A 17,487-nucleotide genomic window follows, 5' to 3' on the forward strand; every position below is an offset into this window, starting at 1 on the left:
CTCCTATTGATGCCAGAGACAATTATTCACCAGTTCTAATCTTTTCTGGTGTGCATCTAATTCATCGGCACTTGCTCGCAAAACCTTTAGCGCTTTTCTTCCCTCAACACGGCGAACGCTTTCTACACCACCCTCTTGTTTGTTGGCGTTAAATTCAAGGCTTGTTTGGCCACCGGTCATTAACAAATAAACGTCAGCCAGAATCTCCGCATCGAGCAAAGCCCCGTGAAGGGTTCGGTGAGAGTTATCAATGCCGTAACGTTCACATAAGATATCGAGGTTATTTCGCTTACCCGGGAAGATTTTCTTCGCCATGGCCAGCGTATCGGTCACCTTACAGAAATCATCTGTTTTACCGATTTTTGGATCGAGCATTTCGAACTCGTAGTCCATAAAGCCGGTATCGAAGGGGGCGTTATGAGCAACGAGCTCGGCACCTTTGATAAAGTCGAGGAACTCTTGGTGAACGCTCGCATAATCGGGTTTATCAACCAAGAATTCATCAGTAATACCGTGAACCTCAACCGCTTCTGATTGAATTTCACGATCTGGCTTTAAATAGACGTGGAAGTGACGGCCAGTCAGTTTACGGTTAATGATCTCCACGGCACCAATTTCGATAATTCGGTGCCCCAAGTAGTGAGGGCCACCTTCTTGGTTCATACCTGTGGTTTCGGTATCGAGTACGACAATGCGACTATGTTCAGAATTGCTGCTGGTATTCATAAGGTTATGTATGTCAGACTATGCTTTATTAAATGTTTCGGCTAATAGTACCAAAAATATGACCAAACACGTTGAGATTTTCACTGACGGATCTTGTTTAGGTAACCCAGGACCTGGTGGTTACGGCATTGTTTTACGCTACAAGGCAGTGGAAAAAACACTTTCAAAAGGCTATACGCTCACGACGAATAACCGCATGGAAATGCTGGCGGCAGTCGTTGCACTGCAGACCCTCAAGGAGCCTTGTAAAGTCACCTTAACTACCGACAGCCAGTATGTCCGCCAAGGGATCACCCAATGGATACATAACTGGAAAAAACGTGGCTGGAAAACAGCCGATAAAAAACCGGTAAAAAATGCCGACTTATGGCAAGCACTAGATAAAGAGACCGCGCGTCACCAAATAGACTGGCACTGGGTAAAAGGCCACGCAGGTCACAGAGAGAACGAAATTTGTGATGAACTCGCGAGAACTGCAGCAGAGAACCCTACAGACGAAGATACCGGTTATCAAGCGTCTTAACGCTTATCACTCGATAACTTTTTCACTCCAGCCCCCTCTCGATTCATCACACCCAGCGGCGTGAGTTTTTTCTTTAAACGCCAGTGTGGCTTGATAGGTTTGAGAGGGTAAGTTCGTTTGCGGGCAACAATGTAGTATAAACTGCCCGCTGGTGATGCCCAATCGCCTAAACTGTTTTCCAACCACGTCCACATCGTACGATAGCGTGTCATTGGGAAAAACGAATATCGATCACGATGAATCACCTGATAGTTCAACAGCCCTAACCAGTCCTGTACCCGGTTAGATGAAAACATTCGTCCACTCCAGGGCAAGTTATTTTTTCGCCAAGGAAACAGACTCGCCAGGCCAGTAAAACTAAATGGGTTAAATCCGGTAATAATCAAGTAGCCATCATCCATCATGACTCTGTCCACTTCCCTCAGCAAACGGTGCGGATCACTTGCGTAGTCAAGCTGATGAGCCAAAATTACTACATCAAAGCTTTTCTCCAAAAAGGGTAATTCGTAACCATCTGCAATCACATTATGCAACGGGTTCTGGATATCTACGTTGACTTGGTGTTGAATATTACAATTACAGCTGGTTAGCTCACAGCTCAACCCGCCCAGTTTGAGCATATGGTAACCGAAGAGTTTCGGACACCACTCATCAAACCGGGTTTGGATTGACTCAAGCACCCAAGGACCATTGTTCATATCAGACCAAGTCGACGGGTGCGGTAAAGTTTTGTTGCTGAGTGCTGGTTTCATTAACCACCTGACTAATTTGGGTAACGGAGAACGAATCGTGTTAGATATCAAAAGCATACCCGCATTTAATGATAATTACATCTGGCTGATACAAAATAACGATAAGCGCTGTGCCGTCGTGGATCCGGGTGATGCAAAACCTGTATTAGAGTATTTGCAGGCTAACGAGTTAACTTTAGAAGCAATCATGATTACACACCACCACAATGATCACATTGGCGGTGTTTCCGATTTGGTTCGCGCCTTTCCTGACGTAACAGTTGTAGGTCCAAAAGCAGAACCAATCCCGACATTATCCGCTCCGATGGAAGAAGGCGACAAGTTAGAAATCTTCGGTGAAATATTCATGGTTCTGGGCTTGCCGGGTCATACGTTAGGTCATATTGGTTACGTAGGTGATGGCAAGCTATTTTGTGGTGATGTGCTATTTTCAGCAGGTTGTGGACGCATTTTTGAAGGTACGCCAGCGCAGATGTTTGAGTCACTGAGTAAAATTGCAGCTCTGCCGGAAGAGACCCAAATCTACTGTGCACATGAGTACACAGCGAGTAACGTTGCCTTTGCTCTGGCTGTCGAGCCAGATAATGAGCAACTTCGCCAATATCGTGATGATGTAAACCGACTACGTGCGATGAATATCCCCACTCTTCCGACAACATTACGTCAAGAGAAATGGATCAATCCATTTTTGAGAACCACTACTCCAGATGTCATTAAATCTGTGACAACTCGCATAAAAAATAGCGATCCATGCTCAGTTTTTACTGCATTAAGAGAGTGGAAGAACGAATTTTAACCAATTTTTACTTGTAAGTTTACAAGACCCCAGTATTATCATGGATTGTTTTTCCAGAGAAGCGCCATTCATGCTTCTCTGTGTTTTTGGGATAGCATATAAAACTATTTACATGCCATCCATTGCATACAAAGAGGCTTTTAACCTCTTTTATTAGTGTTTAAAGAAATATGTCTATTATCTTGCGATTGCCACGTAGCACATGCTACGCGACAGGCTGGAGAAGATAAAAAGGCCCTAAATAGGCTGAATCCATGCGTTTGAAGTACAGTTTGGCGTTGGCGTTATTGCTATCTGGTTGTCAGATGACATCTCCAGATTCAACAACAGCAACTCCAGAAACCAACAAATCAGAGCTAGTTGCAAAACAAAAAGCAGCTAAGGAACAAGCACAAAGTAAGCAATCTTTGACAAAGAAGAATGTCAAGGCTACGCCGAAGGTGCTTTCTCCTCAGGAACAAGAAGATGTATGGCAACGTATCGCCATGCAACTTGAAATGGACATCCCAAACAACAAGACGGTGAACTACTACCGTACTTGGTATCTAAAACACCCTAATCATTTAAAAACAGTGTCACAACGTGCAGAACCGTTTCTGTACATGATAGCGGAAAAGATTGAAAAGCGTGGCTTACCAATGGAGCTGGCCTTGCTGCCAGTAGTTGAGAGCTCGTTCGATGCTTTCGCCTATTCACACGGCAGTGCGGCTGGTCTTTGGCAATTTGTTCCAGGCACAGGAAAAATGATGGGCCTTGAGCAAAATTACTGGTATGACGGACGCCGCGATGTGGCAGCCTCTACCGAGGCCGCATTAGACTACCTTGAACAGTTAAACAAACAATTTGATGGTAACTGGGAGCATTCAATCGCTGCATACAACAGCGGTGGTGGCCGTGTAGCAAAAGCAATCCGTAAAAACAAAAGTAATGGTAAGTCGCTTGACTTTTTCTCTTTGGATTTACCAAAGGAGACCAGCAGCTATCTGCCGAAACTATTAGCACTTGCTGATGTGATCGCGAACCAGGATAAGTATGGCCTTAACATTCCGGCTATCCCAAATAAACCTGTACTAACGCTTGTCGACCCTAAAGAGCAGCTCGACTTAGCTATTGCGGCGGACTACGCAGGTATCGGTGTAAAGGAGCTGCAAAGCTATAACCCGGCTTATAACCAGTGGTCTACCTCACCAGATGGCCCACAAAAGCTGTTGATTCCTGTAGAAAAGAAGGATGTGTTCCTCGCTCAGGTAAATCAAAACCGCGGTAAAGGCGTTAAAGTTGCTCGTTACAAAGTAAAATCGGGTGACTCACTTGGTCGACTAGCTCAGAAGTATGGCACTACAACGAAAGTGATCCGTCGTGCTAATGGTCTGTCGAATGATAATATTCGCATTGGCCAAAACCTACTGATCCCAACATCGACTAAAGATGATTCTAAATACGCATTATCAGCGGATAACCGTTTAAGCAAGACACAATCTAAAGAACATGGTCAACTGAAACTGACACATGTGGTGCAGTCAGGTGAAAGCTTATGGTCAATTGCTCATGACAATAGTGTCTCGTACAAATCTCTTGCTAAGTGGAATGGCATGGGACCAAAAGACACCTTGAAAAAAGGGCAAAAAATCGTAATTTGGAAGAATGCTTCTGATGACGCGGTTATTCGTACCGTTTTCTACAATGTGCGTTCTGGCGACACCATCAGTGGTATCGCAAGTAAGTTTAAAGTGAAAAGTAATGACATTGTGAAATGGAATTCTCTTCAAAAGAAGAAGTACCTAAAGCCAGGTCAAAAACTAAAGTTGTACGTTGATGTAACCAAGGTAAGTGTATGACCCCATCAAGCAATCCGCTTGTAATGTTGTTAGACATATTCCGTTCACCAACATCATGCTTCTTAGCGTTATACCAACGTGGCGGCTGGGGATGGCAACCTTTCATCCTATTGATGATCAGCCCATTCTTGTTTTGGGGTGCGTACTTCTCAAACGTTGATTTCACTTGGCTAAGTGAACAACTTACCGCTCAATTCCAACAAATCGATCCTCAGCAGATCGATTTGTTGGAGCCAAACACATTAATGGCTGGGGCGATCATCAATGACGTTGTTAATCGCTTGGCTACGCTACTGCTACTTGCACTTTGGTTCTTCCTTGCGACCAAAGCAAGCAAACAGCAGTACGGATACTGGAAGTGGTTTGCCGCTTCTTGTGCCATTCTGTTTCCGGCAGTGCTTGGTGACATTGCAAGCTACGCAAGCTTGTTACTTAAGCATGGTGAAGTGATGACATACGCTGCGGATCTCAACAGTCTGAATGGCTTACTGAAGTTGCCGCTAACCAATGAATGGTGTCACTTTGCAAGCTCTCTGCCATTGCTATTGCCTTGGTACGTTGTTTTAGGTTACGGCGTCGTACTGACCTGGACTGAGTTTGAACGTGGACAGGCATTGGTTATTGCCAGCCTGCCATGGGTGATGTTCTACGTGATTTGGGCGCTTTATATCGTCGCAACCTAATCGTCCAGGGTAAACGACACCATTAATGGATTATGATCGGAAGCGTCGCTCTGTGGCGCTTTTGCGTTTTTCAGTACTAAACCACGATAAAAGACATGATCGAGTCGCTGCCCGGTAATGAACTGCGTTCTATGATCCGGTTCAAACGTTACTTCTTGCAGGTCTGCCTGTTGTAAAGCTTGCTTCATCGCATCCAATCGGTATTCGTTCCAACTGTTGAAATCGCCAGCAAATAAAATAGGACCAGTGTGTTGTTTGACTAATATCTCAAGTGCGGAAATCTGAGAACTGTATTCATCCGTGCCAACGGTGAAGTTAATCGCATGTATATTAACAACCGCGAGAGTTTCACCATTGCTCAATCGATACTGACTGTACAGTGCAGATTTGGGTAAGCGTAACCACGGCTCTGTTGATGTATATGCGCAGGCTTTCTCAGGCAGTTTTTGCGCGACATTAATAACACCAGCCCCACTCCCCAATGCTTTAAACGCACTTACCTGATTACTCATCCAGTGACCATCCACCAGCCACTGTTTAAACGACTCTGTCATGCTGGCTTCTTGCAGTAATAACAATTGCTTATCGGCAGACAGTGCATCAAGTGCACTTTGCCAGTTGTCTTTGCCTTGCTTGTAAATGTTCCAAACTAAAACATTGAGCTCACCGTTTTTATCTACTACCTGCGAGTCACTAAACTCGATACATTGAATATCTTCGGTAATCTCTTCGCCAGTTTGCGTGATAATTTGCGGTTGATCCGGCACCGTAAAGATGATTTGAAAACCAAGCACCACCGCCATGAAAAAAAAGACTATCGCCAGGACAAAACGCTTAAACATGAGGTCTTACCTAAAATATGTAATAAAAAAGGAGCCATTTGAGGCTCCCTTTTAGCTTAATCAATAATAAATTCGTAGTGAAATTTAAATCGCGTCTTCGTCTTCTTCGCCAGTACGAATACGGATAACACGCTCTATATCAGTAACGAAAATCTTACCGTCACCAATTTTCCCTGTTTGCGCGGTTTCAATGATGGTTTCGACGCACTTATCAGCGACATCTTCATTGACTACGATTTCCAGTTTCACTTTAGGCAGGAAATCAACCATGTATTCTGCACCACGGTACAGTTCTGTGTGACCTTTCTGACGACCAAAACCTTTGACTTCAGAAACGGTCATCCCTGTGATGCCAACTTCAGCTAACGCTTCTCGAACATCATCCAGTTTAAATGGTTTGATAATCGCTTCAATCTTCTTCATGTTCATCCCTTAAGCTTTAATCGTATGCGGATATTATCGTTTACCGAGTTACAACATTCAATCTTTGTGTCAATTCGGTGTTGTAAAATCTTGAGTTTGATGAAGTTTATTAGCGCAAAAATAGCAAAGCCAGAGCACTGCTCTGGCTTTGAACAACATGCGTTCCGGTCGAACCGACTATAAACTAGAGTAGTATGCCGCTAGGTTTGCGATATCATCATCAGAAAGTAGCGAAGCTTGAGCCTGCATGATTGCAGAAAGCCCACCATTACGCTCTTTGTTTTTGTACGCATTAATTGAGCTCATGATGTACTGTGCATTCTGACCCTTCAGGTTTGGGTATCCAGGAATGGTTGCCATACCACCAGCACCATGACATGCTGCACACACTGCCGATTTTGCCTGCCCTGCAGTAGCATCGCCCGCCGCGAATGCCTGTCCTGATAACATGGTTAACGCGACCATTGCGCCCATCATTGCTTTCTTCATTGCTTCACCTAATTATTTGAATATAGACATACATTTTATATTCGATATTGTGGCATGTATTACAGAGGCTTACGCCATATCAGCTCACAATCTTGGCCACAAAACGCCTTATCAACAAACAAATCGGCTACGGCAACCACTTGACCTTGATACATCAGAATTGGAATCTGGCGACGCAACCAGCTCGGCACATTGTACTCTTGAAACAGTTTTTTCAGTTTACGACTGTGATTGCGCGCTGCAGGATGCGCCGACAGTCCCTCTGGATTAAACGTGACGCTCAGCAGTTCTGGTTGAGGAGGCAAGGCAATGGTTGGTTGTTTTGAGCTCGAACTTAAAATCAGCTCTCCCAAACGCCCCGGAAGAATAAGCGCTAAATCAATGTGAATCTTGCTCTGCCAGTCTACGACATCTATTGCTTCAGTTACCCAGTACAGTTTGTTCTGAAAACGGCGTACTTCCCCCTGTTTTAGCTTAAATTTTGGGTTGGCATCTTGTTGTGCTAATGCCACTTCATTCCAAATTAAGCCAAGCTGTACTTGAGATGGCATTTGAGCATTTTGCTTAGCGAGCCACGTACGAATCAAACGCGCTCGGGCAAGTTCACTGTGTGACGCTAACTCTGCTATGTCTAAACTGAGATCCGATTGCAACGCGCGGCAAAACACGTCATTAAGTAATTCATCTAACAACGCTTCTTGCTGAGCGCATAGAGACGCACTGCGTTGAACCGCCTGGTGAATACTCGGCCAGCGTTGAGACAACTCAGGAACGATGTGGTGGCGCAGGTAATTACGGTCATAGCGCGTATCCTGATTACTTTCATCTTCAACCCATTCTAGGTTTAACGACCGTGCAATTGTCTCAATTTGGACACGACGAGTCGTCAATAACGGGCGAATCAAAGTGCCAGCAGAAAAAGGCATACTTTCTGCCATACATGACAATCCTTTTGGTCCGCTACCACGTTTGAGAGCAAGAAGAAAAGTTTCCACTTGGTCGTCAGCATGCTGCCCGGTCAGCAGAAGATCACCGTTATCAATGTATTCGGCCAACGCTTGGTAACGCGCTTCTCGAGCAAGTAATTCGATGCTTTCACCACTATGGGTATCTAAGCTGACATGTTCTATCGAACATGAAATACCGGCTTGCTGAGCCCATAACTGACACTTGTCTGCCCAGTCATCAGCGTTACCGCTTAATCCATGATGAACATACACCGCATGACACGGGATTGCATGCTCCTGTTGGTAGCGACTAAGCAGCTCTAGTAACAAGCGGGAGTCCACTCCTCCACTAAAGGCTAAAACAACTTTAGTCTGAGGCACATAATACGTCGCCATCACGTGGGCAAAATGCTGATAAAGCGATTCCATAATCAATCCGAGCGATACAAAAAAGGGTTGGACTCAATCCAACCCTTTCTATTTTATCCGTTATCTTACGAGATATCAGCTAACAATCAGCAGTAACCGTAGCTCATCAGACGCTGGTAACGACGTTCGCGTAGCGACTCGTCATCAAGCTGTTCTAGATCTTCCAACTGACGAAGTAGCGTTGCTTTCATGTTTTCAGCCATCTCAACATGGTTGCGGTGTGCGCCGCCTAGTGGCTCTTCGATGATTTCATCGATAAGTTCAAGCTCTTTAAGACGTGGCGCAGTAAGACCCATAGCTTCTGCCGCTTGTGGTGCTTTATCTGAGTCACGCCATAGGATTGAAGCACAACCTTCTGGAGAAATTACCGAGTACGTTGAGTACTGAAGCATGTTCACGTAGTCGCCTACACCAATCGCTAGTGCACCACCTGAACCGCCTTCACCGACAACGTTACAGATTACTGGTACTTTAAGGCCAGACATCACTTTTAGGTTTTTCGCGATAGCTTCAGATTGACCACGCTCTTCTGCACCAACACCTGGGTAAGCACCAGCGGTATCGATGAAGGTAATGATTGGCATGTTAAAACGCTCAGCCATTTCCATTAAACGTAATGCTTTACGGTAACCTTCAGGCTTTGGCATACCAAAGTTACGTCTTACTTTTTCTTTCGTCTCACGACCTTTTTGATGACCAATGATCATCACTGGGCGACCTTCAAGGCGAGCAATACCGCCTACAATCGCTTTATCATCAGCAAAAGCACGGTCACCCGCAAGCTCATCAAACTCTTCGAAGACGTGTTTGATGTAATCCAACGTGTAAGGACGTAATGGGTGACGAGCCAGCTGAGCTGTTTCCCATGCGCCTAAATTACTGAATGTCTTTTTTTTCAGTTCCTGGCTTTTCTTCTCAAGCTGTTCGATTTCTTTATCCAGGTCAATCGCAGCATCACCACCATGGCGAGATACATCGCGTAGGGCTTCAATTTTCGCTTCTAATTCTGCAATTGGCTTTTCAAATTCAAGAAAGTTTAGGCTCATCGATGAATCCTTGTTGACTCAGCGTCTAACATATCGCGCTGAATTTTTAGTTAAATTCGAGTTCTACCTGGTTAGTTCCAAGTAACTGTTTCAAATTGTCTATTAATGTATCACTTGGCGTTACTCGCCATTCGGTGCCCAATGTTAACCGCGCTCTGGCGTCGGCACGCTGGTAGTATACATTGACGGGTACGGTTCCGGACTTGTGCGGCTCTAAAATACGACTAAACTGATCAAAAAATTGATCATTGATCTGATTTGCATCAATCGATACCGACAGACCACAAGCGTATTTTTCACGCGCGCTGCCGAGATCCATAACTTCACGCGCCGACATTTTAAGGCCACCATTGAAGTCATCAAAGCTGACCTGTCCGGAAACCACCAAAATTCTGTCTTTTTCGAGAAGTTCAGCATACCGATCAAGCGCATCGGAGAACAACATGACTTCCATTCGACCACTTCGGTCATCCAGCGTCATGATACCAATGCGCGTTCCACGCTTGGTGGTCATAACACGAGCTGCTATCACTAAACCTGCTACTGTCACCGATTGATCGCGACGTGTCGGGGTCGCGTCTTTTAGTCGACAACTGGTGTATTTGTTTAGTTCCTTCAAATACGCATTTATTGGATGTCCGGTCAAATATAAACCGAGAGTTTCGCGTTCACCCTCCAACCATACTTTTTCTGGCCAAGGTGGCACTTGCGTGTATTTGTTTTCTACTTCCTCTGGCGCATCTGTCAATACACCAAACATATCAGACTGTCCAAACGCCTCCGCCTGGTGATGCTGACTCGCAGCTTTTACTGCATCATTTAACGACGCCATCATTGCCGCACGGTGTGGTCCGAGTCGGTCCAAAGCACCGGCGTAAATCAGTTTCTCAATAACACGCTTGTTAACACGTTTAAGATCGATGCGAGCGCAGAAATCAAACAGGTCTTTAAAGTGACCACCTTTGTTTCTCGCCTCCAGAATTGCATCAATCGGTCCTTCGCCGACCCCTTTAATCGCACCGATACCGTAAACAATTGCTCCGTTTTCATCAACATTAAAACGGTACAATCCCGAGTTAATATCCGGTGGCAGCACCGTAAGCTTCATACGAAAACATTCGTCTACCAGACCAACCACCTTTTCGGTGTTATCCATATCGGCGGTCATTACCGCAGCCATAAACTCAGCTGGGTAGTGCATTTTTAGCCACAATGTCTGGTAAGAAACCAACGCATATGCAGCTGAGTGCGATTTGTTAAAGCCGTAACCGGCGAACTTTTCTACCAAGTCGAAGATTTTCATCGCCAACTCGCCGTCGACGCCATTCTTCACGGCCCCGTCTTCAAAAGTCGCACGCTGCTTGGCCATCTCTTCCGGTTTTTTCTTACCCATCGCACGACGTAGCATATCCGCACCACCCAAGGTGTAACCAGATAGAACCTGTGCGATCTGCATAACCTGTTCTTGATACAGGATGATGCCGTAAGTTGGATCGAGTATTTCTTTTAAAGATTCATGTTGCCATTTTTCATCAGGATAAGAGATAGCTTCTCGACCATGCTTACGATCGATAAAGTTATCTACCATGCCTGATTGCAACGGCCCCGGACGGAACAGGGCCACCAGTGCGATAATATCTTCAAAACAGTCAGGCTGAAGTCGCTTGATCAGCTCTTTCATACCACGTGATTCGAGCTGGAATACCGCTGTTGTTTCTGAGTTTTGTAACAAACGGAACGAAGCCGAATCGTCAAGTGGAATCGACTCGATACGCACTGGGGCCTTACCTTCACGTTCTAAACGCGGGTTAATCAGACCAAGTGCCCAGTCAATGATGGTCAGTGTACGCAGACCTAAGAAGTCAAACTTAACCAAACCAGCGGTTTCAACGTCGTTTTTATCGAACTGAGTAACCGGGAAGTGCCCTTCTGAGTCCGCATAAATCGGTGCAAAGTCCGTAATCGTGGTCGGTGAAATAACAACACCACCAGCGTGCTTACCCGCGTTTCGCGTACACCCTTCCAGTATGCGACACATATCGATGAGTTCTTTCACTTCCTCATCGGCCTCGTACAGCTCAGGTAATGCAGGCTCAGCCTTGAACGCTTTCTCCAGCGTCATCCCCGGATCAGGCGGGATCAACTTCGAAATTCGGTCTACAAAACCGAATGGGTGACCAAGTACACGACCTACATCCCGGATTACCGCTTTTGCCGCCATGGTACCAAAGGTAATGATCTGAGATACCGCATCTCGACCATACATTTCGGCAACGTGATCAATAACTTGGTCACGCTTATCCATACAGAAGTCGACATCAAAATCGGGCATCGATACACGTTCTGGGTTCAAGAAACGTTCGAAGAGCAAGTCATATTCAAGTGGATCAAGGTCCGTGATTTTTAGAGCATAAGCCACCAAAGAACCTGCACCCGAACCACGACCTGGGCCGACCGGAATCGCATTGTCTTTCGACCACTGGATGAACTCCATTACGATCAAGAAATAACCCGGGAAGCCCATTTGGTTGATTACATCGAGTTCAATTTGTAAACGCTCGTCATATTCTGGACGACGCTTCTTACGCTCTTCTTCATCCGGAAACAGGAATTCCAGTCGATCTTCCAAACCTTCTCGTGACTTCATGACCAAGAACTCGGTCTCTGCCATCCCTTCTGTCGGGAAAGCAGGCAGGAAGTATTCACCCAAACGCACGGTAACGTTACAGCGCTTCGCAATCTCAACGCTGTTTTCTAGTGCTTCAGGAATGTCAGCAAACAGCTCACACATCTCTTCTTCACTACGAAGGTATTGCTGCGGACTGTAGTTCTTTGGCCGACGCGGGTCTTCCAATGTATAGCCGTCATGAATAGCGACTCGAATTTCATGAGCATCAAACCGATCTGCGCTCAAGAAAACCACTTCGTTTGTCGCAACAACAGGCAACTCTTCTTGCTCTGCAAGTTCAACAGCAAAGTGCAGATAGGTTTCTTCGTCTGGACGTCCGGTACGAATAAGCTCCAGATAAAAGCGATCTGGGAAATGCTTTTTATAAAATTCGACACAGCTTTCGACTAAATTGCGGTTGCCTTTAAGCAACGCCTTGCCAATATCACCGTTCTTAGCACCGGAAAGAACGATAATACCCTCTGACATTTCCGCCAGCCACGCTTTATCAATAACAGGCTGATGTTGAACATGCCCCCGCAAATAAGCCCTTGAGATAAGCAACGTCAGGTTTTTGTAACCGACATTATCTGCAGCCAGTACCGTTAGCTGTGTCAGTTCCTCGCCGAATTCATCAGATTGCATTTTGAAATCTGCACCGATGATCGGTTTAACACCGCAGCCATGCGCTGTGCCATAAAACTTCACCAAACCACACAGGTTAGTGAAATCGGTCAATGCCATCGCAGGCATACCAAGCTCAGCGACTTTCTTAACTATCGGTGGAACTTTGTTGATACCATCCACCATCGAGAAATCACTGTGAACACGAAGATGGATGAACTTGGGATCTGACATTAACAGGTACCGTGTAACTCTTTTTGGGTTGAAATTCTTTTAAGGAAGCGGGTTATAACACCTCTATCTCCTTAATACTACTCGTTAATTAATGATGCGTTAATCAACGATTCCGAGTGCTTTTTTTACCGGCTTGAAGCTCTTGCGATGCTTATCGATAACGCCATGCTGCTCTATCGCTTCAAAATGCGCTTTAGTTGGATACCCTTTGTGTTTAGCAAAACCAAATTGTGGATGTAGCTTGTCTAGCTCTTCCATTTCGGTATCACGCACTACTTTAGCAATAATAGACGCTGCACTGATCTCAGCCACACGCAGGTCACCTTTCACCACTGCGTGCGCATCCATTGGCAGCTCAGGGCAACGATTGCCATCGATAAGCACTAACTCGGGTTGGAGATTTAATCCAGCAATTGCACGTTGCATAGCCACCATGGTCGCCTGAAGAATATTTAGCTCATCAATCTCTTCTGGAGAGCAACGCCCAACCGCCCAAGCAAGTGCTTTCTCCTTGATCTCTGGCAGCAACGCTAAACGTTTTTTCTCGCTGAGCTTCTTAGAATCATTTAGCCCTTCGATGGGATTATTTGGGTCTAAAATCACTGCAGCGGTCACGACATCCCCGACCAAAGGACCACGTCCTACTTCGTCAACACCCGCGATAAACTGGTAGCCTTGCGGATATTCAAACGGGGGAAATTCGACTTTTGTTTTCGTCGTCTTGGTTTTGGTAGACTTAGCTTTCGCAACCATGGGAATTCTCTATTTCTCTATCAGTTTTAATACCGCGTTTGCGGCTTGGCGATCCGCGTCTTTACGAATCCAGTGATGCATTTCGGTAAACTTATCTAGCATCGGCTGATTGTCGCTTTCCAATAATCGCGCGACCTCTTTGAATAAGTTCTCTGGCGTGCAATCATCTTGCAGATACTCTTTAACCAACTCATCGTCAGCCAGAATGTTCGGCAGCGATACATACTTGGTTTTTAACAGACGCTTTGCCAAAAATGCGGTAAAGGCATTAACGCGATAACCTACGACCATAGGACGTTTAAGCAGCATACATTCCAGTGCAACGGTGCCTGACGCCAGCATCACGGCATCGGAAGCGGTAATCACGTTCCGTGCTGTATCATCGACCAGAGTAAAGTCGAGCTCAGGTGCATGCTCTTTCCACGCTTGTTCAAATTGATCACGACGCTTTTGATTTACCAATGCGACGACAAAGCCCAAATCTGGATATTTCTGTTGTAGCAGCTTGCACGTTTCGATGAACGGTTGCGAGAGCATTTTCAATTCACTTCCGCGACTTCCCGGTAGAACGGCTAACCATTTTCTATCTTGCTCTAGTCCCAATAACTCTCGTGCTGAAGCTTGGTCAGATTGAAGAGGAATGGAATCCGCTAATGTGTGACCGATAAATTCACATGGCACATTAAACTTATCGTAAAACGCTTTTTCAAACGGCAGAAATGCTAAAACCAGATTGGTGGCCGCTTCAATCTTGAAAATACGTTTCTGACGCCAAGCCCAGACAGATGGACTCACATAATGAACCGTCTTGATACCCGCTTGCTTCAGATCCAATTCCAAACGTAAATTGAAATCTGGCGCATCAATGCCGACAAAAACATCTGGCGGATTTTGTGTGAAGTATTTAACAAGTTCAGCTTTGACTTTTAGTAAGCGAGGCAGACGCCCGAGAACTTCGACTAAGCCCATTACGGCCAGCTCTTCCATATCGAAGAGGGACTCACATCCTTGAGCAATCATTTTAGGGCCGCCAATACCCACAAACTCTGCGTTTGGGTACTGCTCTTTTACGGCTTTGATAAAGCCTTCACCCAACGTGTCACCCGAAAGTTCACCGGCAATAATGCCAATACGTAATGGTTTTTCCATATCGTTCCCGTTCTATGCACTATGGATAATGGGATTCACTATCCATAAAACACAAAAAGATCGCTGCCCAGTTCGGGCGCGATCTTTTCAGATTATTTGACCACTCGTAAATTAACGAATGATGCCACGTTCCGTGATTTCCAAAATATCAGAGAAACGCTTCACTGCTGGAAACTCTTGTGCCATTTCAGCCAAAATAGGTTTCACTTCTTCCAAAGTTTTACCTGAACGGTAAATTTCTTTGTACGCTTTTTGCAGTGCTCGAATCTCAGGTTTTTCGAAGCCATTACGCTTCAAACCGACTAAGTTCAAACCAAACGGCGTGGCATGATTACCTTGAGCTAATACGTAGGCAGGTACGTCCTGAACAACAGCAGAACATCCACCAACGTAAGCGTAAGCACCAACCGTACAGAATGGGTGAATTGCAGACAGCGCCATAACACCAGCGTAATCGTCAACAGTTACGTGACCACCAAGGATCGCATTGTTACCGATGTGCGTGTGGTTACCTACAACAACATCATGTGCGATGTGAGCGTTCACACATAGAAGGTTATCATCACCAATAATTGTGGTGGCTTTGTCTTGAACAGTACCGCGATGAACCTGAACCGCTTCGCGAATCACATTTCGGTCACCGATAACCACAGTGGTATCTTCGCCGCCGTACTTCTTGTCCTGGTTTTCTTCACCAATGACAGCATGCGGGAAAATGCGGTTGTCTTTACCAATTTTGGTATGACCTTTGATTACAACGTGAGACATGACTTCTGTGCCTTCACCAATTTCAACCGTTGAGGTGATGTAGGTAAATGGTCCAACTGTCACATTAGCGCCAATTTTTGCGCCTTCTTCTACCACCGCTGCTGGGTGGATTTTAGCGGTTTCATGAATCATATTAAAACTCTCGACGAGCACACTTCAGCTCAGCTGAACATACTACTTCGCCGTCAACTTTTGCCACACCACTAAATGCAGCAATGCCGCGGCGCTCTTTAAGAAATTCTACTTCAATAATCATTTGGTCGCCTGGAACTACGGGTTTACGGAATTTCGCACCGTCAACACTTGCAAAGTAATACAGTTCATTCTCTGTTGGTGCGCCAAATGATTTAAATGCTAACAGGCCAGTAGCCTGAGCCATAGCTTCCAGAATCAAAACTCCTGGGAATACTGGCAGTTGAGGAAAGTGACCTGTGAACTGAGGTTCGTTAACCGACACATTTTTAATTGCGTGAAGGTACTTCACTTCTTGGAAGTCAATCACTCGGTCGATCAATAAGAATGGGTAGCGATGAGGTAGTAGCTCTTGAATCTCAGAGATGTTCATCGTTTTCTTTTCAGTAGTCAAAGTCGTCTTCCTATATCAATTCTCGATAACCAAGATGGTCAGGCAGCGGCAAAGGCCGCAATTCTGCGAAGTGCCTGCAAAGTGTGTACCAGCTTGGTATTTAATATACTAATAGCGCGTCATTATAGAAGAAAAAGACTCGCATTTCGCGAGTCTTTGTTCAGAATATGGAACTAAGATTCTTCTTTCGGTTCCAGCAGCTTCTCAACTGCTTTGAGGCGTTTATTCATCTCGTCAATACGGTGAACTCGGGTTGCGGTCTTACGCCACTCTTTGTTCGTTTGTAGAGGGATGCCCGATGAGTAAAGGCCTTTTTCTTCGATACTGCGCATTACCATGCCCATACCGGTGATAGCGACACCATCTGCGATGGTGATGTGGCCGTTAAGCACCGACGCGCCGCCTATCTGGCAGTACTTGCCGATTGTGGTACTGCCCGCGACAATAGTACCACCAGGCATCACGGTACCATATCCGATCTGAACGTTATGACCGATTTGAAGCTGATTATCAAGAATTACATTGTCTTCAATGATAGTGTCTTCTAATGCGCCACGGTCAATTGTAGTACATGCTCCAATCTCAACACGGTTTCCGATACGCACAGAGCCTAGTTGAGGGATCTTAATCCACTCACCTTTCTCATTTGCATAACCGAAGCCATCCGAACCAATCACAGTACCTGATTGAACTAAACAATCATCGCCCAATGAAACTTCATGATAGATAGTAACATTAGCCCAAAGCTTGGTGTTATTACCTAGCTTTGCGTTTTTACCGATAAAGCACCCGGCACCAACAATAACGTTATCACCAAGCACTACCCCCGTTTCAATGACTGCATTAGCGCCAATTGCAACGTCTTTACCCATTTTCACATCTGCCGCGATCACTGCACTTGGTGCAATATCTTCAGCAGGCTTTGGCGTAGTGTCCATCGCTTGAACAACACGAGCAAAAGCGACATATGGGTCGGCAACCACAAGCGCATTACCAGTACACTGGTCTTTGTGATCCGCCTTCACCATCACTACTGTCGCTTTGCACTCGGCTAGATGCTTTGCGTATTTTGGGTTAGACAAGAAGGTAACATCACCCTCTTGTGCTTTATCCATCGGAGCTACACGGTTAACAACAAGTGTACCGTCACCAATTAATTCGCCGCCAGTAATTGTTGCCAACTCGGCTAATGTTAATGTCTTCATAACTTC

17 protein-coding genes are annotated in these 17,487 nt (G+C 45.5%); 4 read left to right on the forward strand and 13 right to left on the reverse strand.

The window, feature by feature from the left end; genetic code table 11:
- Positions 1-3: 3 nt before the first annotated feature.
- Positions 4-726, reverse strand: a complete 723-nt coding sequence (dnaQ, locus tag WJM94_RS14495) for a DNA polymerase III subunit epsilon (protein ID WP_444494903.1) — start codon at positions 724-726, stop codon at positions 4-6.
- 58 nt (positions 727-784) lie between these two features.
- On the opposite strand from dnaQ, the gene rnhA reads away from it, so the two are divergent.
- Complete coding sequence (gene rnhA, locus WJM94_RS14500) at positions 785-1,249, forward strand: ribonuclease HI (RefSeq protein ID WP_444494904.1); 465 nt, start codon at positions 785-787, stop codon at positions 1,247-1,249.
- Here rnhA and WJM94_RS14505 read toward each other — a convergent pair.
- A complete protein-coding gene (locus WJM94_RS14505) occupies positions 1,246-2,001 on the reverse strand; it encodes a class I SAM-dependent methyltransferase (RefSeq protein WP_444494905.1) in 756 nt (251 codons plus the stop codon). The genes rnhA and WJM94_RS14505 overlap by 4 nt on opposite strands.
- A 37-nt stretch (positions 2,002-2,038) precedes the next feature.
- Between WJM94_RS14505 and gloB the strand changes: the two genes are divergently transcribed.
- The 3 genes from gloB (at position 2,039) to WJM94_RS14520 (ending at position 5,318) form a co-directional block, all read left to right on the forward strand.
- Positions 2,039-2,797: a hydroxyacylglutathione hydrolase gene (gene gloB, locus WJM94_RS14510; RefSeq protein ID WP_444494906.1), complete on the forward strand. Its 759-nt coding sequence runs from the start codon at positions 2,039-2,041 to the stop codon at positions 2,795-2,797.
- Positions 2,798-3,051: 254 nt separating this feature from the next.
- Positions 3,052-4,635, forward strand: a complete 1,584-nt coding sequence (locus tag WJM94_RS14515; protein ID WP_444494907.1) for a LysM peptidoglycan-binding domain-containing protein — start codon at positions 3,052-3,054, stop codon at positions 4,633-4,635.
- Positions 4,632-5,318 carry a YIP1 family protein gene (locus tag WJM94_RS14520; RefSeq protein ID WP_444494908.1) on the forward strand — a complete coding sequence of 229 codons (687 nt, stop codon included), beginning with the start codon at positions 4,632-4,634 and terminating at the stop codon, positions 5,316-5,318. The genes WJM94_RS14515 and WJM94_RS14520 overlap by 4 nt, the downstream gene beginning before the upstream one ends.
- Here the strand turns inward: WJM94_RS14520 and WJM94_RS14525 are convergent.
- The 11 genes from WJM94_RS14525 to lpxD all read right to left on the reverse strand — a co-directional run bounded on the left by WJM94_RS14525 (position 5,315) and on the right by lpxD (position 17,481).
- Positions 5,315-6,160, reverse strand: coding sequence for an endonuclease/exonuclease/phosphatase family protein (locus WJM94_RS14525; protein WP_444494909.1), 846 nt, complete (start codon positions 6,158-6,160; stop codon positions 5,315-5,317). The two genes, WJM94_RS14520 and WJM94_RS14525, sit on opposite strands and share 4 nt — an antisense overlap.
- Before the next feature lie 84 nt (positions 6,161-6,244).
- Positions 6,245-6,583 (reverse strand): nitrogen regulatory protein P-II, encoded by a 339-nt coding sequence (gene glnB, locus WJM94_RS14530; RefSeq protein WP_444494910.1) that lies wholly within the window; start codon positions 6,581-6,583, stop codon positions 6,245-6,247.
- A gap of 177 nt (positions 6,584-6,760) precedes the next feature.
- Positions 6,761-7,072, reverse strand: a complete 312-nt coding sequence (locus WJM94_RS14535) for a c-type cytochrome (RefSeq protein WP_444494911.1) — start codon at positions 7,070-7,072, stop codon at positions 6,761-6,763.
- A gap of 59 nt (positions 7,073-7,131) precedes the next feature.
- The gene (tilS, locus tag WJM94_RS14540) at positions 7,132-8,448 is read right to left on the reverse strand and encodes a tRNA lysidine(34) synthetase TilS (protein WP_444494912.1); all 1,317 of its coding nucleotides are present in this window, start codon (positions 8,446-8,448) and stop codon (positions 7,132-7,134) included.
- Positions 8,449-8,534: 86 nt separating this feature from the next.
- A complete protein-coding gene (gene accA / locus WJM94_RS14545) occupies positions 8,535-9,494 on the reverse strand; it encodes an acetyl-CoA carboxylase carboxyl transferase subunit alpha (RefSeq protein ID WP_444494913.1) in 960 nt (319 codons plus the stop codon).
- A gap of 46 nt (positions 9,495-9,540) precedes the next feature.
- Complete coding sequence (dnaE, locus tag WJM94_RS14550; protein WP_444494914.1) at positions 9,541-13,020, reverse strand: DNA polymerase III subunit alpha; 3,480 nt, start codon at positions 13,018-13,020, stop codon at positions 9,541-9,543.
- Between the two features lie 99 nt (positions 13,021-13,119).
- A complete protein-coding gene (gene rnhB / locus WJM94_RS14555) occupies positions 13,120-13,773 on the reverse strand; it encodes a ribonuclease HII (RefSeq protein WP_444494915.1) in 654 nt (217 codons plus the stop codon).
- A gap of 9 nt (positions 13,774-13,782) precedes the next feature.
- A complete protein-coding gene (lpxB, locus tag WJM94_RS14560; RefSeq protein ID WP_444494916.1) occupies positions 13,783-14,922 on the reverse strand; it encodes a lipid-A-disaccharide synthase in 1,140 nt (379 codons plus the stop codon).
- A 111-nt stretch (positions 14,923-15,033) separates the two neighbouring features.
- Positions 15,034-15,822 (reverse strand): acyl-ACP--UDP-N-acetylglucosamine O-acyltransferase, encoded by a 789-nt coding sequence (gene lpxA, locus WJM94_RS14565; RefSeq protein WP_444494917.1) that lies wholly within the window; start codon positions 15,820-15,822, stop codon positions 15,034-15,036.
- 1 nt (position 15,823) lies between these two features.
- The gene (gene fabZ / locus WJM94_RS14570) at positions 15,824-16,276 is read right to left on the reverse strand and encodes a 3-hydroxyacyl-ACP dehydratase FabZ (protein ID WP_444494918.1); all 453 of its coding nucleotides are present in this window, start codon (positions 16,274-16,276) and stop codon (positions 15,824-15,826) included.
- Positions 16,277-16,449: 173 nt separating this feature from the next.
- Positions 16,450-17,481 carry a UDP-3-O-(3-hydroxymyristoyl)glucosamine N-acyltransferase gene (gene lpxD, locus WJM94_RS14575; protein ID WP_444494919.1) on the reverse strand — a complete coding sequence of 344 codons (1,032 nt, stop codon included), beginning with the start codon at positions 17,479-17,481 and terminating at the stop codon, positions 16,450-16,452.
- Positions 17,482-17,487: the final 6 nt, after the last annotated feature.

It is taken from the genome of Vibrio sp. YIC-376 (assembly GCF_052353105.1).
Classification (GTDB): domain Bacteria; phylum Pseudomonadota; class Gammaproteobacteria; order Enterobacterales; family Vibrionaceae; genus Vibrio.